Source organism: Paracoccus wurundjeri (assembly GCF_030678915.1).
GTDB classification, from domain to species: domain Bacteria; phylum Pseudomonadota; class Alphaproteobacteria; order Rhodobacterales; family Rhodobacteraceae; genus Paracoccus; species Paracoccus onubensis_A.
This window is the reverse complement of sequence record NZ_JAUUTZ010000028.1, coordinates 27,235-42,881: the sequence shown is the minus strand read 5'-3', so window position 1 is coordinate 42,881 and position 15,647 is coordinate 27,235. Positions and strand designations below refer to the sequence as shown.

At 61.3% G+C, this 15,647-nt stretch carries 13 protein-coding genes; 9 read left to right on the top strand and 4 right to left on the bottom strand.

The features are described from left to right. The first annotated feature begins 84 nt into the window (after window positions 1-84). Genes bhcA through Q0601_RS20625 form a run of 6 tightly spaced genes read left to right on the top strand, consistent with a single transcriptional unit; the run spans window position 85 to window position 7,245 of the window. Window positions 85-1,272 (top strand): L-aspartate--glyoxylate aminotransferase BhcA, encoded by a 1,188-nt coding sequence (gene bhcA, locus Q0601_RS20650; RefSeq protein ID WP_305291804.1) that lies wholly within the window; start codon window positions 85-87, stop codon window positions 1,270-1,272. Continuing rightward, a complete protein-coding gene (gene bhcB / locus Q0601_RS20645; RefSeq protein ID WP_305291803.1) occupies window positions 1,272-2,249 on the top strand; it encodes a beta-hydroxyaspartate dehydratase BhcB in 978 nt (325 codons plus the stop codon). Before bhcA ends, bhcB begins: the two co-directional genes overlap by 1 nt. Continuing rightward, entirely contained in the window at window positions 2,246-3,409 is a 1,164-nt protein-coding gene (gene bhcC, locus Q0601_RS20640; RefSeq protein WP_305291802.1) for a 3-hydroxy-D-aspartate aldolase BhcC, read from the top strand. Before bhcB ends, bhcC begins: the two co-directional genes overlap by 4 nt. Then, on the top strand, window positions 3,409-4,371 hold the full coding sequence (bhcD, locus tag Q0601_RS20635) for an iminosuccinate reductase BhcD (protein ID WP_305291801.1): 963 nt from the start codon (window positions 3,409-3,411) through the stop codon (window positions 4,369-4,371). The genes bhcC and bhcD overlap by 1 nt, the downstream gene beginning before the upstream one ends. 35 nt (window positions 4,372-4,406) lie before the next feature. Then, window positions 4,407-5,900, top strand: a complete 1,494-nt coding sequence (locus Q0601_RS20630) for a nucleobase:cation symporter-2 family protein (RefSeq protein WP_305291800.1) — start codon at window positions 4,407-4,409, stop codon at window positions 5,898-5,900. Continuing rightward, window positions 5,887-7,245, top strand: coding sequence for an 8-oxoguanine deaminase (locus Q0601_RS20625; RefSeq protein WP_305291799.1), 1,359 nt, complete (start codon window positions 5,887-5,889; stop codon window positions 7,243-7,245). Before Q0601_RS20630 ends, Q0601_RS20625 begins: the two co-directional genes overlap by 14 nt. Before the next feature lie 36 nt (window positions 7,246-7,281). On the opposite strand, the gene Q0601_RS20620 is transcribed toward Q0601_RS20625, so the two are convergent. The 4 genes from Q0601_RS20620 to Q0601_RS20605 all read right to left on the bottom strand — a co-directional run bounded on the left by Q0601_RS20620 (window position 7,282) and on the right by Q0601_RS20605 (window position 12,060). Continuing rightward, window positions 7,282-9,006: an ABC transporter permease gene (locus tag Q0601_RS20620; protein WP_305291798.1), complete on the bottom strand. Its 1,725-nt coding sequence runs from the start codon at window positions 9,004-9,006 to the stop codon at window positions 7,282-7,284. A gap of 16 nt (window positions 9,007-9,022) precedes the next feature. Beyond that, entirely contained in the window at window positions 9,023-9,991 is a 969-nt protein-coding gene (locus Q0601_RS20615; RefSeq protein WP_305291797.1) for an ABC transporter substrate-binding protein, read from the bottom strand. Between the two features lie 30 nt (window positions 9,992-10,021). Continuing rightward, window positions 10,022-11,113 (bottom strand): ABC transporter ATP-binding protein, encoded by a 1,092-nt coding sequence (locus tag Q0601_RS20610; protein WP_305291796.1) that lies wholly within the window; start codon window positions 11,111-11,113, stop codon window positions 10,022-10,024. A 344-nt stretch (window positions 11,114-11,457) separates the two neighbouring features. Then, the gene (locus tag Q0601_RS20605) at window positions 11,458-12,060 is read right to left on the bottom strand and encodes a thiamine phosphate synthase (protein ID WP_119751821.1); all 603 of its coding nucleotides are present in this window, start codon (window positions 12,058-12,060) and stop codon (window positions 11,458-11,460) included. 72 nt (window positions 12,061-12,132) lie between these two features. Here Q0601_RS20605 and Q0601_RS20600 point away from each other — a divergent pair, with 72 nt between their 5' ends. From Q0601_RS20600 to Q0601_RS20590, 3 genes are read left to right on the top strand one after another with little or no spacing between them, the layout of a single operon-like run. Continuing rightward, window positions 12,133-12,861 carry an RNA methyltransferase gene (locus tag Q0601_RS20600; protein WP_305291795.1) on the top strand — a complete coding sequence of 243 codons (729 nt, stop codon included), beginning with the start codon at window positions 12,133-12,135 and terminating at the stop codon, window positions 12,859-12,861. 40 nt (window positions 12,862-12,901) lie between these two features. Continuing rightward, a complete protein-coding gene (ctaA, locus tag Q0601_RS20595) occupies window positions 12,902-14,047 on the top strand; it encodes a heme A synthase (RefSeq protein ID WP_305291794.1) in 1,146 nt (381 codons plus the stop codon). Beyond that, window positions 14,044-15,516: a carboxypeptidase M32 gene (locus Q0601_RS20590; protein ID WP_305291793.1), complete on the top strand. Its 1,473-nt coding sequence runs from the start codon at window positions 14,044-14,046 to the stop codon at window positions 15,514-15,516. Before ctaA ends, Q0601_RS20590 begins: the two co-directional genes overlap by 4 nt. The last annotated feature ends 131 nt before the right edge of the window (window positions 15,517-15,647 follow it).

Below are 15,647 nucleotides of genomic sequence, written 5' to 3'. Positions count from 1 at the left end.
TCTGCCTATTGAAAATATTTTCCAGAAAAATTGCAGCATTGCAATGCCCGAGTTAGTCTGAGGATAACTCGCAGGAGGAATGTCATGACAAATCAGAATCCCGTTTTCATCCCCGGTCCGACCAATATCCCCGAGGTCTTGCGCAAGGCCGTGGACATGCCGACCATCGATCACCGCAGCCCGGTTTTCGGTGAAATCCTTCATCCCGCGCTTGAAGGGGTGAAGAAGGTTCTGAAAACCGTCAAGGGACAGATCTTTGTCTTTCCCTCGACCGGGACGGGCGGATGGGAAACGGCCATCAGCAATACGCTTTCCCCCGGCGACAAGGTGCTGGCGACCCGCAACGGCATGTTCAGCCATCGCTGGATCGACATGTGTCAGCGGCATGGGCTGGATGTGCAGGTCGTGACGCAGGAATGGGGCGATGGTGTTCCCGCCGACAGGTTCGAAGAGATCCTGACCGCTGATAAAGAACATCGGATCAAGGTCGTTCTGGCCACGCATAACGAGACCGCAACCGGCGTGAAATCCGATATCGCCGCCGTTCGCCGCGCGCTCGACGCAGCGGGACATCCGGCAATGCTGTTCGTCGATGGGGTCAGCTCTATCGGCAGCATGGATTTCCGTATGGACGAATGGGGCGTCGATATCGCTGTCACCGGCTCTCAGAAAGGCTTCATGCTGCCCCCCGGTCTGGCGATCGTCGGTGTCTCGCCCAAGGCGATGCAAGCGGCGGAAGCGGCGAAACTGCCGCGCACCTTCTTTGATATCCGCGACATGGCCAAGGGTTATGAGAATAACGGTTATCCCTATACCCCGCCGGTCGGGTTGTTGAACGGGCTGAACCTGTCCACCCGGATGTTGCTTGACGAGGGGCTGGAGAATGTCTTCGCCCGCCACCATCGCATTGCCGAGGGGGTTCGTCAGGCGATTGCCGCGTGGGGAATGCAGCTTTGCGCCCTGCGGCCGGAACTCTATTCCGATAGCGTCAGTGCGATCCGGGTGCCTGAAGGTTTCGACGCGAATCTCGTAGTCAGCCATGCGCTTGAAGCCTATGGCATCGCATTCGGTACGGGACTTGGCGATGTCGCGGGCAAGGTGTTCCGCATCGGCCATCTGGGCAGCCTGACGGATGTCATGGCGCTGTCCGGTATCGCAACCGCCGAAATGGTGATGGCCGATCTGGGATTGCCCGTGACACTGGGCAGCGGTGTGGCCGCCGCGCAGGAGCATTACCGCCAAAGCGCCGCCGCATTGAAAAAGGCCGCGTGATGAAGGATCAGGCCATGTATATTCCAACCCTGGACGATATGAAGGCGGCGCGCGAACGGATCGCGCCCCATATTCATCGCACGCCGGTTCTGACCTCGCGCATGCTGAATGAACTGACCGGGGCCGAATTGTTCTTCAAATGCGAAAACCTGCAAAAGGCTGGCGCGTTCAAGGCGCGCGGGGCCAGTAATGCGGTGTTCGGTCTGACGGATGCGCAGGCGGCCCGTGGTGTCGCCACGCATTCCAGCGGCAATCATGGAACCTGCCTGTCCTATGCCGCCGGGCAAAGGGGGATACCCTGCACGGTGGTGATGCCACGCACCGCGCCTCAGGCCAAGAAGGACGCGGTTCGCGGCTATGGTGCGCGGGTCGTCGAATGCGAGCCGTCAACCAGTAGTCGCGAGGCGGTCTTTGCCGAGGTCGTGGCCGAGACGGGGGCCGAATTCGTGCATCCCTATAACGATCCGCGCGTGATCGCGGGGCAGGGAACATGCTCGGCGGAACTGATCGAGCAGATCGAGGATCTGGATGCCGTAATCGCTCCGATCGGCGGGGGCGGGATGGTCTCGGGCACCTGCCTGACGCTGTCGAACCTTGCCCCGAAGGTGAAGATTTATGCCGCCGAGCCCGCGCAGGCAGATGATGCCATGCGCAGCTTCAAGGCCGGGCATATCATCGCCGATGACGCTCCGAAGACGGTTGCCGATGGCCTGCTGGTGCCGCTGAAGGAGCTGACATGGCATTTCGTGCAGCGCCATGTCACCGACATCCTGACCGCCTCGGATCCCGAGATCGTCGAGGCGATGAAACTGATCTGGAAGCGCATGAAGATCGTGATGGAGCCGTCAAGCGCGGTGCCGTTGGCCACGATCCTGAAGAACCGCGATATTTTTGCCGGCAAGCGGGTCGGCGTCATCATCACTGGCGGTAATGTCGATCTCGACAAGCTGCCGTGGAATCAAGGAGAGTTGCAATGAACGCGCCTGTGAATTTCGACAATCTTGAAGTGGGTTTCGACGTTCCCGCCCTGCCGGGGATGGATGAGGCCGATATCCAGACGCCCTGCCTGATCCTGGATCTGGATGCGCTGGAGCGGAATATCAAGAAGATGGGCGATTACGCCCGCGCGCATGGGATGCGCCACCGCGCCCATGGCAAGATGCATAAATCTGTCGATGTGCTGAAATTGCAGGAAAAGCTGGGCGGCGCGATTGGCGTTTGCTGTCAGAAGGTCAGCGAGGCCGAAGTTTTCGCACGCGGTGGAATCAAGGATATTCTGGTCAGTAATCAGGTTCGCGATCCGCTGAAGATCGACCGGTTGGCGCGTATGCCGAAGCTGGGCTGCCGGGTGATTGTCTGCGTCGATGATGTCGCCAATATCGCCGATCTGTCGGCTGGTGCGCAAAAGCATGGCACCACTCTGGACATTTTTGTCGAGATCGATTGCGGAGCGGGGCGCTGTGGCGTCAGAACGACCGAAGAGGTCGTGGCGATTGCCAAGGCTGCGGATGCCGCAGAAGGGCTGAAATTCCTTGGAATTCAGGCTTATCAGGGCGCGATGCAGCATATGGACAGCTATGAGGACCGCAAGGCCAAGCTGGATGCCGCGATTGCGCAGGTGAAAGACGCGGTCGAGGGCCTTAAGGCCGAGGGGCTGGAGCCCGAACTGGTCTCGGGCGGCGGTACCGGCAGCTATTATTTCGAAAGCAATTCGGGTGTTTACAATGAATTGCAATGCGGTTCCTACGCTTTCATGGATGCCGATTATGGCCGTATCCTGGACGAAAACGGCAAGCGCATCGACAAGGGCGAATGGGAGAATGCAATGTTCATCCTGACCAGTGTCATGAGCCACGCCAAGTCCGACAAGGCGATCTGCGACGCGGGGTTGAAGGCGCAATCGGTCGATAGTGGCCTGCCTTTCATCTATGGCCGCGACGATGTGGAATATATCAAATGCAGCGACGAGCATGGCGTGATCAGCGACCCCAATGGGGTGCTGAAGGTCAATGAAAAGCTGCGGCTGGTTTCGGGGCATTGCGACCCGACCTGCAATGTTCATGACTGGTATGTGGGTGTTCGGAACGGCAAGGTCGAAACGGTGTGGCCGGTTTCGGCACGGGGGAAAGCCTACTGATGTGGATCGTTCCGGAAAAAGAGATCGCCGGGCTGATGACGCCCGAAGCGGCGTTCGATGCGGTTCAGGCGGTATTTGCCGCCATGGCAAGCGGGGAAGCCAGCAACTTTCCCGTGGTTCGTGAAGCCATCGGGCATGAGGATGCGCTTTACGGCTTCAAGGGCGGTTTCGACCGCAGCGCCCTGAACCTTGGTTTGAAGGCGGGCGGCTACTGGCCCAACAACCAGAAACGCGAGTTGATCAATCATCAGTCCACCGTGTTTCTGTTCGATGCCGATACCGGCCGGGTTCAGGCAGCGGTCGGGGGAAACCTGCTGACCGCGCTGCGCACCGCTGCGGCAAGCGCCGTCTCGATCCGGCATCTTGCGCCCGAAGGCGCGAAGGTGCTTGGCATGATCGGCGCGGGGCATCAATCGGCGTTCCAGATGCGGGCCGCCGCCCGTGTGGGTAATTTCGAGCGCGTGCTTGGCTGGAATCCGCACCCCGAGATGCTGTCCCGCCTTGCCGATACAGCCGCCGAACTGGGCCTGCCTTTCGAAGCCGTGGAGCTTCCGCGTCTGGGGGCAGAGGCGGATGTGATCATCTCGATCACCTCGGCGTTCGAGCCACTGTTGCTGGATGGTCAGGTCAAGGGCCGTACCCATATCGCCGCGATGGGAACGGACACCAAGGGCAAGCAGGAACTCGACCCGAAGCTGGTCGCGCGATCGCGACTGTTTACCGATGAAGTTGCCCAATCGGTCAGCATCGGAGAGTTTCAGCACGCATTTACGGACAAATCCATTTCCACTGACGATGTGACCGCGATAGGTCAGGTGATTATCGGTCAACACCAAGGACGTGGAGATGCAGAGGTTACGATTTTTGACGGTACCGGGGTTGGATTACAGGATCTTGCAGTCGCGGGGGCCGTTCTGGAACTGGCAAAACAACAAAAAAAGGCCGTCGAGGTCGATATCTGACACGACAGCGACATCAGTGGAAAGGGAGGTCCGCAATGTCTGATGCAAGCATCGGAGCAGGAGAATCAGGGGCGGTGCATGCTGTCGATGAGATCCTGCCCGCCCCGAAACTTCTGACACTTGGGTTCCAGCATGTGCTGGTCATGTATGCGGGCGCGATTGCGGTTCCGCTGATCGTTGGCCGGGCCTTGCAGCTGACGCCCGAAGAGGTCGCGTTCCTGATCTCGGCCGATCTGTTCGTCTGCGGGATCGTCTCGATCATCCAAAGCTTCGGCACGACCCAGTATTTCGGGATCAAGCTGCCCGTAATGATGGGGGTCACCTTTGCCTCGGTCGGGCCGATGGTGGCGATCGCCTCTGCGACGCCGGGGCATGAAGGGGCAAGGGCGCTGTTCGGCTCGATCATCGCGGCGGGCCTGATCGGAATCGTTCTTGCGCCGCTGGTCAGCAAGATGCTGCGCTTCTTTCCGCCCGTCGTGACCGGTACCCTGATCCTGACCATCGGAATTAGCCTGATGCCCATCGGGATCAACTGGATTTTCGGTCTGCCTGCCGGCCCGACTGCGCCCAAACTTGTGGACCCGGCCGCGCAGGAATGGCTGCAACAGGCGATTGCCGCGGGCGGCGTGCCTGAAAGCGTTCAACTTGCGCCGACGGTGAATAATCCGGCCTATGCCTCAAGCCAGAATATCATGATCGCCGTGCTTGTGCTGGGAACGATCCTGCTGATCTCGCGCTATGCCAGCGGTTTCCTTGCAAATATCGCTGTGCTGATCGGTATTGCGGTGGGTGGCGTGGTTGCGACCATGCTGGGCATGATGCATTTCGAAAAGATCGGCGAAGCAAGCTGGTTCGCATTGATCAAGCCCCTGCATTTCGGGATACCGACCTTTGATCCGATCATGATCCTGACCATGCTGCTGGTGATGCTGGTCACGATGATTGAATCCACCGGCATGTTTCTTGCGCTCAGCGATATCTGCAAGAAGCCTCTATCTCAGAAACCTCTGGCCGCCGGCCTGCGGGCGGACGGGCTTGGTACCGCGATTGGCGGGCTGTTCAACACCTTTCCCTATACGTCCTTTTCGCAGAATGTCGGGCTGGTGGGTGTCACCGGTATCCGCTCGCGCTTTGTCTGCGTGGCGGGCGGTGCGATCATGATCGTGCTGGGGCTGATCCCGAAAATGGGCGCCCTGGTCGAGTCACTGCCGACCACGGTTCTGGGCGGTGCGGGGCTGGTCATGTTCGGCATGGTCGCCGCAACCGGGGTGCGCATTCTGGCGCGTGTCGATTTCGCCGGTAACCGGCATAACCTGTTCATTGTTGCCATCTCTGTGGGTATCGGCATGATCCCGATGGTCGCGCCCGATTTCAACCAGTGGATGCCGCACGCGCTTCACCCGCTGATCCATTCGGGGATCCTGCTGGCCGCGATTTCGGCGGTATTGCTGAACTGGTTCTATAATGGCGCGCCTCATATCGACGAAGAAGCCGTGAAAGAGGCGGGGCACGCGAATGAAGGCCACTAGGACGCTGATCCGCAATGCCGATATCGTCGTCACCATGAATGACGACCGGCAAGAGATCGCGGGCGGGGATATCCTGATCGAGAACGGCAGAATCGCAGCGGTGGGGCACAACCTGCCGCGCGAGGGCGCCGAGGTGATCGAGGCCGGGGGATGTGTTGTCACCCCCGGTCTGATCAATACCCATCACCATCTGTTCCAGACCCTGACCCGCGCGGTTCCGGCCGCGCAGGACGCGGCGCTGTTCGGCTGGCTGCGGACGCTTTATCCGATCTGGGCGCGGATGGGACCTGATGATATCAGGCTTTCGGCACAGGTCGGACTGGCGGAACTGGCGTTGTCGGGTTGTACCTGTTCGTCGGATCATCTTTATCTGTTCCCGAACGGCGCAAGGCTGGATGATTCCATCGAGGCAGCCTCTGAAATCGGTATCCGCTTCACTGCCACAAGGGGCGCGATGTCCATCGGCGAAAGCAAGGGCGGGTTGCCTCCCGATGCACTGGTCGAGGATGAAGCCGCCATTCTGCGCGACAGTGAACGTGTAGTGGACGCATTCCACGATCCCGGCGAGGGGGCGATGGTTCAGGTGGCGCTTGCCCCCTGCTCGCCTTTTTCCGTCAGCCGTGAGTTGATGCGCGTTGCCGCCGTTCTGGCGCGTGAGAAGGGCGTCCGCCTGCATACCCATCTGGCCGAGAATGATGAGGATATCCGCTATTCCCTGGACAATTTCGGCATGCTTCCGGGGGATTACGCTGAAAGCCTTGGCTGGACCGGTGACGATGTCTGGCATGCCCATTGCGTCAAGCTGTCCGGCCCGGAAATCGACCTTTTCGCCAGAACCGGAACCGGTGTGGCGCATTGCCCCTGTTCGAATGCGCGGCTGGCCAGTGGAATCGCGCCGGTTCGGGCCATGCGCGATGCGGGGGTGCCTGTGGGTCTGGGGGTGGATGGTTCGGCCAGCAATGATTGCAGCCATCTGGGGCTGGAGGCGCGGCAGGCGATGCTGGTCGCCCGCCTGAAAGACGGACCGGCCGCGATGGGCGCGCGAGAAGCGCTTGAGATCGCGACGCTGGGCGGCGCGCGCGTGTTGGGCCGCAGCGATATCGGGGCGTTGAAGCCGGGCATGCAGGCGGATCTGGTTCTATGGGATGTCAGCGATCTGCCCTTGGCCGGGCAATGGGATCCCGTGGCCGCATTGACATTCTGCGCACCGATCCGGCCCCGGGCGGTGTATGTGCAGGGCAGGGCGGTCGTTCAGGATTACCGCTTGCAGACCGCCGATCCCCGGGACCTGTATGCGCGGGCGAAAAAATCTGTCGCGCGGCTTGCGGGCGAGACCCCGACTTAACGATATGTCGCGGGCCATCCGTTCTGGAAATCATCCTCAGTCGCGCCAGGGCAGGACACCGGGCGGCAGCCGGCGGCCGAATATCAGGCTGACCAGCATCAGGATCAGGACAAGCGCGACCATCAGGCAGCCCACCGCTGCCGCCAGCGTGGAGGAACCCGCCTCTTCCAGAAAGATGATCATCGGCCCGATGGTCTGCGCCCGCGATGTGACCAACAGGACGGAGACCTGAATCTCGTTGATCGCGGTCATGAAGACCAGCACCGCCGAGGCCATGACCGAAGGGGCGAGGCTGGGCAGGGCGATATCGCGCAGGCGGGCGAAAAGACTGGCTCCGGTCAGTTGCGCCGCCTCGTCCAGAACCCGGTCGATTTGCGCATAGCCGCCCAGTATCGGTCGCAGCGCGAGGGCCAGAAAATTCGACAGATAAGCGGCAAGGATCACCCAGACAGTGCCGTAAAGCCCGGTGCCGATCAGTGGCAGAGGGCGCAGAAAGAACAGGATCATCGCCACCCCGATGATGATACCGGGCAATGCGTAGGCCAGTTCCGAGGCCAGCATCAGCCCTTGCGCCAGCCGTCCCCGGCGCCAAGTTAACACATAGCCAAGCGCGACCGAGGCCGGGATCAACACCGCTACCGCCGCCAAGGTCAACCACAGGCTGGTCAGAAAGGCGTCGCGGATGCCTTCATGACGAAACAGTGCATTGGCGAAATTCTGGAAGGTGACGGTTTCGGCATTCAGCGGTTGCCCATAACCGCGCACCAATGCGCTGCCCAGCAATGCAGTCAGGGGCAGGATCAGGCAAAGCGCCAGATAGCCCCATGCCAGCAACATGACCGGTACGCGCCATGCGCCCAACGACAGGCGCGGTGGCCGGCTGCTACTGTCCACACGCTGATCACCACGCTTGCCCAGCCAAGCGGTCAATGCCATTCCCATGACGGTCAACCCGGCCAGCACAAGCGCGAGAAGCGCCATATCGTTCAATGCCGAGGGACCGTAGGAATTCATTTGCCGGTAGATCAGCGTGATCAGGGTGGGCACCCGCGCGGGAATTCCCAGCATCGCCTGAATACCGAAATTGCCGATCGAGGATACGAATGCCAGCGCCGCTCCGGCAAAGACGCCACTGCGAATCAATGGCAGCACGATGTCGCGGGTGACGGACAGAGGGCCCGCTCCGGTCGAGCGGGCCGCTTCGATCAGCGGTGCGGGCAGGCGATACAGGCTGGCGCGAACCGACAAGAATACCAAAGGCGCGTTGTAAAGTCCCAGCAGGAAGACGATTCCCCCGGCGGAATAAAGCGGATGGCGCGTGCCCGGCGTCAACGACAGGCCAAGCGGTCCCAGCAGCGGGCTGGCCGGAGAAAACGCCTGCAGCCAGGCAAGCGCAGTGACTTGCGGCGGAATCATCAGCGGCAGCATGAAGCCAAAGACCCATAACGTGCGCGCACGCATATCGGTCAGCCCGGCCAGTAGCGCCGCAGCGGTTCCGATCACCGTGGCCAGCGCGGTAGCCGAAACCGATATCCAGATGGTGTTGAGCGTCGCATCGATCACCCGGCCCCCGGCAAGCGTCCGGAGAATACGCTCAATATCGAAGCCGCCATCGGGAATCAGCGCCGCATATCCCAGCCGGGCAAGCGGTGCGATCGACAGCAGGCCCACGAACAGGCTCAGCAGCAGCATGACAACGCGTTCGTCCTGCGTCTGCAAGAATGTCCGAAGCGCCCGCAAGGGGCGCCTCGTTTGTGTCATCGCCCGATCCAACGGATCATTGACCGAAAGTGTCCGAGAATTTCTCACGCATTTCGGCGTCGTTCCTGACGGCCTCCTGGACGTCGTAATCCAGCAGCTTCATATCCGAGAGTTTTGGAAAACCCTCCGGGCCTTCGACACCAGGCATGATCGGCAGATAGCCCTGTTCGGTGACCAGCTTCTGCCCGTCCTCGCTCAGCAGGAAATCGACGAATTGCTTCGCTGCATCTACGTTGTCGGTTGTGGACATGATGGCCACCGGCTCTGTGATAAAGGAAACGCCGTCCTTGGGTGCGATGAAATCGATTGGCGAGCCGTCAGCCTTGGCGTTCAACGCATTCGCATCCACGAGAATGGCGTATTTCGCCATGCCCGACGCGACCGCCTTGGTGGCTGGACCATTGCCGCCCTCGGGCACGATATCGAGATCGTTCAGCCCTTCAAAGAACGCCCAGCCAATATCGGGCGCATTGGTCAGCGCATGCAGATGGATCAGCGCGGCGCCGGAATAAAGTGGGCTGGGCATGGCAATCTGCCCACGGTTTTCCTCGGTCAGCAGATCGGCCCAGTTTTCGACCGGCTCGGCGATATCGGGGTTATAGGCAATGCCGGTGGTCAGGGCCTTGGTGCCAAAATAGCTCATGTCGGCATCATAGGTCGCCGGATCATAATTCTCGACCGGCGCGTCGGGATACGCCATCAGGTGCCCGCCTGCCTTCAACTCGCCCAGATTGATATCGTCGGCCACAAGCAGCACATCCGCCTGAACCTGTCCGGCCTCGATCTCGGCGCGGATCACGTTCATCAGCGCCGAAGTGCCGTTGCGGGTCCATTCGACCTTGATATCCGGATGGGCCGCCTGAAAGGCGTCCACGGTGCTTTGCGCCTGTTCGGGCGGCTGGCTGGTATAAAGGGTCAGCGTGGTTTCGGCATGGGCCGCGCTGCAAAGCAGGGCGGTGGCGAGGGACAGGGAAAGGAAACGCATGGGAGATTTCGTCCTTCGGTTGGAGGAGGGTTAAAACTGGGCCTGCGCGGCGGGGGTGGGTATGACCCAGCCATCGCGAAGGGCAACGCGGACCCGTTGCCCTTTGGTCAGCGAAGCCTGCGCGGCGACATTCAGCGACAGAGGCACGGAACCCGAGGGTCCGGCCATAAGCTCTGCCCGCAGATAGGCGCCGCGATAGGTTGCGCGGGTGACATGGGCGTCAAAGCCCGGGGCGGTGTCTTCCGCCAGCAATTCCAGATCGTCCGGATGGAACGAGATTTTGCCGCTGCGCTGCCCGCGCTGATCGGGTGCGCATCGCAGCCGGACCGATTGCCCCAGCAGCGAGGCCGAGGCACGGCCATCGCCGATCGGCTGGATATGTTCGGCCTCGATCACGCGGCCTTCGCCGATGAAGCCCGCAACGGTTTCGGTTGCGGGTTGGCGAAACAGCACATCGGGACGGTCGAACTGGACGATGCACCCGCGATCCATCACTGCGACCCGATCGGCCAATGCAAGCGCCTCGGCCTGATCATGGGTGATATAGAACATCGTCGCGCCCGAACGGGCATGGAAATTCGCGAATTCGGCTTCCAAGGCGCCGCGCAGATGCACATCCAGATTGGCAAGCGGCTCGTCCAGCAAAACGATCCGGCTTTCCATCGCCAGGCACCGCGCAAGCGCGACACGCTGTCGCTGGCCTCCGGACAGATCGGCGGGGCGCCTGCTGGCAAACCCGCCCAGTTCGACCAGATCCAGCGCATGGGCGGTGCGGGTCTCGCGTTCCCTGCGCGGCATGCCCGCGATCTTCAGACCATAAGCGACATTCTGTGCCACGGTCATATGTGGCCATAGCGCATAGTTCTGAAACACCACGCCGATGCCGCGCTGCTCGGGTGGCAGATGATGATCCGGCGAGGAGACGAGATGGCCATCGACAGAGATTCGACCGGAATCGATCCGCTCGAATCCTGCAATACATCGCAGAAGTGTCGTCTTGCCGCAGCCCGACGGACCAAGGACCGAGACGAACTCCCCCGAACCGATGGACAGAGCGATCTGATGCAGAACCTGTGTCTGGCCAAAGGATTTATCCAGACAGGCAATGTCGATCGCGCTCATCCCGGCCCCGTATGCTTGCATTGCAAAGCTGTGCAGCTTGGGGCGTGTTTCGGAGGATTATGCGACAGCCTGACGACGAAAACATGACGAAATCATGAAATCCCGTCATGGCAATGCGTCCGGCCGGGGATGCTGTCCGTCACATGCCGGCTCTGCCCCGGACTCCGGGATATTTGGATGAAGAAGAACGGGCAGAGGGGAATTCGATCAGATGCGGCAGGCGATGAAAATGCAGGCTGGCGCATAAGATCGTGAATAGGGCGCGATCAAGGATGGCTTTCGCCAAATCATCCGCGATTTATCGGGCAGATCTTATGGACGGAGATATTGCGGCGGGATCTCTCTCAGTCCCAGATCGAAGCTAATGCGGCGGTAGGATCGTCTTCGCCCCAGATCTCGGAGCCGACCGCGACGAAATCGCAGGCGGTGGAGAATTTCTGGATCAGATCGCGTGACAGCGCGCCCTCTGCGACGACCGGCAATTCGATCATGTCGCTCCACCATTGGAACAATTCGAACGGCGCCTGCTCGCCACGGCCCAATGCGGTTTCGCCGACCGGGCCGAAACTGACATAATCGGCACCGGCCTCACCTGCATTCATGGCGTCATGGCGGGATGCGCCGCAATAGGCTCCCACGATGGCATCCGCGCCAAGTTCCTTGCGGGCCGCGCGAACGCCGCGTGCGCCATCGGTCAGATGGACGCCGTCCAGCCCGTGCCGCTGCACCAGCCGTATATGATCTTCGATCACCACGGCGACATCGCGGGCATGGGCGATTTCGCGCGCCAGATCAGCAAGCCGGCCAAGTTCATCCTCTTCCGCGCCGCTGCGGATTCGCAGGCAGGCGACCGGGAAACGGTCCATCACCTCGGTCAGAAGAGGGCCAAGCGCGGATGCTTGCGCGCCTGCGGGGGTCATCAGGTAAAGCTGTGGGGCCTCGGTCATGATCTACTCCTGCATATCCCCTGCAGATAGCGCAGCTTGCCCGCCGCTGCCAGAGCGACTATTGCGCATGCCATGGAAAACGATCGTCAACCCGTCATTATCCTTGTCCGTCCACAAATGGGCGAGAATATCGGTGCCGCCGCGCGCGCCATGCTGAATTTCGGACTGACCGAAATGCGGCTTGTCGCACCGCGTGACGGTTGGCCCAATCCAAAGGCGGTGGCCATGGCCTCGGGGGCTGCCGGGCAGGTTCTGGACCGGGCGAGGATCTATCCGACTCTGGCCGAGGCGATGGAGGGCGTGGATTTCGCGTTCGCCACCACCGCGCGCGGGCGGGAATTGTCGAAACCCGTCCATACGCCGAAAAGCGCGATGGAAAAGGCGCGTGCTCATCAGGGGCGGGTCGCGGTCATCTTCGGTCCTGAACGTGCCGGACTTGAGAACGAGGATGTCGCCCGTGCGAATGCCATCGTGACGGTGCCGGTCAATCCCGATTTCCCCTCGCTCAATCTGGCGCAGGCGGTTTTGCTGATGGGATATGAATGGGGCCGCGACGATTTGCCGCCGGAGCCGTCGCCCCATGCCCGCCGTGAACGGGCCGAGATGCTTGCCGACAGGGTCGAGATCGAGCGGCTGGGCGATCATTACGAGGAAAAGCTGGCTGAAGCCGGGTTTTTCTTTCCTGAAACCAAGGCCGCGAATATGCGGATGAACCTGCGGAACATGTGGGCGCGGCTGGTACTGACGCGCGGCGATATACGTATCCTGCATGGTATCTTGCGCCAATTGACCCGCCGATAAGCCCGGCATACTGTCCGCCCGATCTCAAGAGGAGCAAGCGATGGCCAAGCGCCCCGTTTTCGAGGAAATCTCGGATGACAAAGCCAGCCAGCCCGCCATTCAGACCGGCATGATCGACGCTGCGCCGAAGGGTGCGCGCAAGGCCATCAGGTTGTGGATGATCGTGCTTTTCATTCTGGTGGCGGCGATGATCGCGCTTGGCGGGGCGACGCGGCTGACCGGCTCGGGGCTGTCGATCACCGAATGGGCGCCGGTGACCGGCGCATTGCCGCCCGGCTCGGACGCGGATTGGCAGGCGGAGTTCGAAGCCTACAAGCAGATCCCGCAATATGCCGAGGTCAACCCGGATATGGATCTGGCCGGTTTCAAGCAAATCTACTGGTGGGAATGGTCGCACCGTCTGCTTGGCCGCGTCATTGGTCTGGTCTGGGCCCTGGGTTTCCTTGGCTTCCTGATCACCCGCCGGATTCCGGTGGGATGGGCGTCGCGCATGCTGACGCTTGGCGTTCTGGGCGGGATGCAGGGTGCGCTTGGCTGGTGGATGGTCAGTTCCGGGTTGGTTGCCGGTATGGTGCGCGTCGCCTCGTACCGGCTGGCGCTGCATCTGGGGCTGGCGTTCCTGATCCTGGGACTGATCGCCTGGTACGCGAATCAGCTCAGCCGTAGCGAGGCGGAATTATTGCGCGCCAGAAGGGCAGGCGAACGCAAGCTGTTCGGCATGTCCACCGGCCTGATGCATCTGGCCTTCGTGCAAATCCTGCTGGGCGCACTTGTCGCGGGGATCGATGCGGGACGGCAATATACCGGCTGGCCGACGATGGGTGGCGAATGGATTCCCGCCGCGATATGGGACGCCGCGCTGGGCTGGCGCAATTTCTTTGAAAACCCTGCGCTTGTGCAGTTCATTCACCGCATGGCAGGTTATCTTGTGGCGATTTTCGCCGTGGTCGACTGGCTGCGTGCGCGCCGTTCGCCTCATCCGGTGACACGCGGGGCGTTCACGGCGATGATCGTGATGGTCGCCGTACAGGTGGGGCTGGGGATCATGAATGTGCTGCATGCCTCGCCCCTGCCTCTGGCGCTGACTCATCAATTGGGCGCGATTGCGCTGTTTACGCTGATCATCCGGGCGCGTCATCATGCCCGTTACCCGTTTGAAACCTCGGTCAGAGGAGACCGCAAATGACTGTCATGGACGATTTGCTTGCCTTTCAGCGCCGGACCGAGGCGCTGTCCTCGGTGGCCGAGCGGTTGGGATGGGATCAGGAAACGGTCATGCCGCGCGGCGCGACCGAACAGCGATCCGAGGAAATGGCCGCCATGGAGGATGTGCTGCACGAGCGCCGCACCGACCCGCGGATCGGCGAATGGCTGGCCGCCGCGCTGCCTCAGAACGAGGCGGAATCCCGGATCGTCGAGCTGATCAACCGCGATTTCACCCGTGCTTGCCGGATTCCCGCGCGTCTGGCGACAGAGCTTGCCCGGACGACTTCGCTTGCCCAGGGCATCTGGGCAGAAGCGCGCGCGAATGATGCCCCGGACGATTTCCTTCCGGTGCTGGATCAGGTCCTGTCGCTGAAACGCGAAGAGGCGGCGGCGCTGGCGGATGGTGGCGATCTGTACGATGCCTTGCTGGAGGATTACGAGCCCGAAACGACCGGGGCCGAGATTGCCGCCTTGTTCGACGCCATGCGACCCCGGCTTGTCGCCTTGCGCGAGGATGTGCTTGGGGCCGAGCATCAGCCCGAGGCTTTGACCGGGCATTTCCCGCAGGAAACGCAATTGCGGCTTGCCCGTATCTGCGCCTCGGCTTTCGGCTATGACTGGACGCGGGGTCGCATGGATCTGGCTGTGCATCCGTTCAGCAGCGGGCGCTGGCAGGATAGCCGGATCACGACTCGTGTGGTGGAAACCGATCCGTTCAATTGCCTGTATTCGACCATCCACGAGGTCGGCCATTCCAGCTATGAACTGGGAATCGATGAGGATTACGCTTTCACGCCCCTTGGCCGCGGCGTCTCGATGGGGGTCCATGAAAGCCAAAGCCGGATCTATGAGAACCAGATGGGGCGGGGTCGGGCGTTCACGGGATGGCTGTTCAGCCGCATGTCGGACGCGTTCGACGGGCTGAATATCAGCGATCCCGACAGCTTCCATGCCGCCGTAAACCGGGTGACATCCGGTTATATCCGTACCGAGGCGGATGAGATTCAATATAACCTGCATATCATGTTGCGGTTCGATCTGGAGCGCGACCTGATCGCCGGCAAGATTGGCACCGATGATCTGGTCGAGGCATGGAATGCGCGTTTTCTGCGCGATTTCGGCGTCGCCGTGGATCGCCCGGCGAATGGCCTGTTGCAAGATGTTCACTGGTCGGTGGGCCTGTTCGGCTATTTTCCGACATATGCGCTTGGCAATGTCTATGCCGGCTGTCTGAACCGTGCCATGCGCGAAGCCGTTCCCGATCTGGATCAGGGGCTTGCGCGGGGGGACGCCATGCCCGGCGTCGAATGGCTGCGTGAGAATGTGCAGCGTCATGGCGGGCTGATGCCCCCGCGCAGCATCATTGAAGAGGCTACGGGTGCGCCGGCAGAGCCTGCGCCGCTGCTGGATTACCTTGAAGAGAAATTCACCCGGATCTACGGGCTGTAACGCTTTCCCCCAAGGCCGGCCGGGAAGCTGCCGGGTCGGCCTTGGGGCGGATTTCCACTCGGGGCGGGCTCGGCCGAATTGTCTTGGAGATCTCCTGCAGGATTTCGGGGCGGATTTACCGAAGCGCTCTG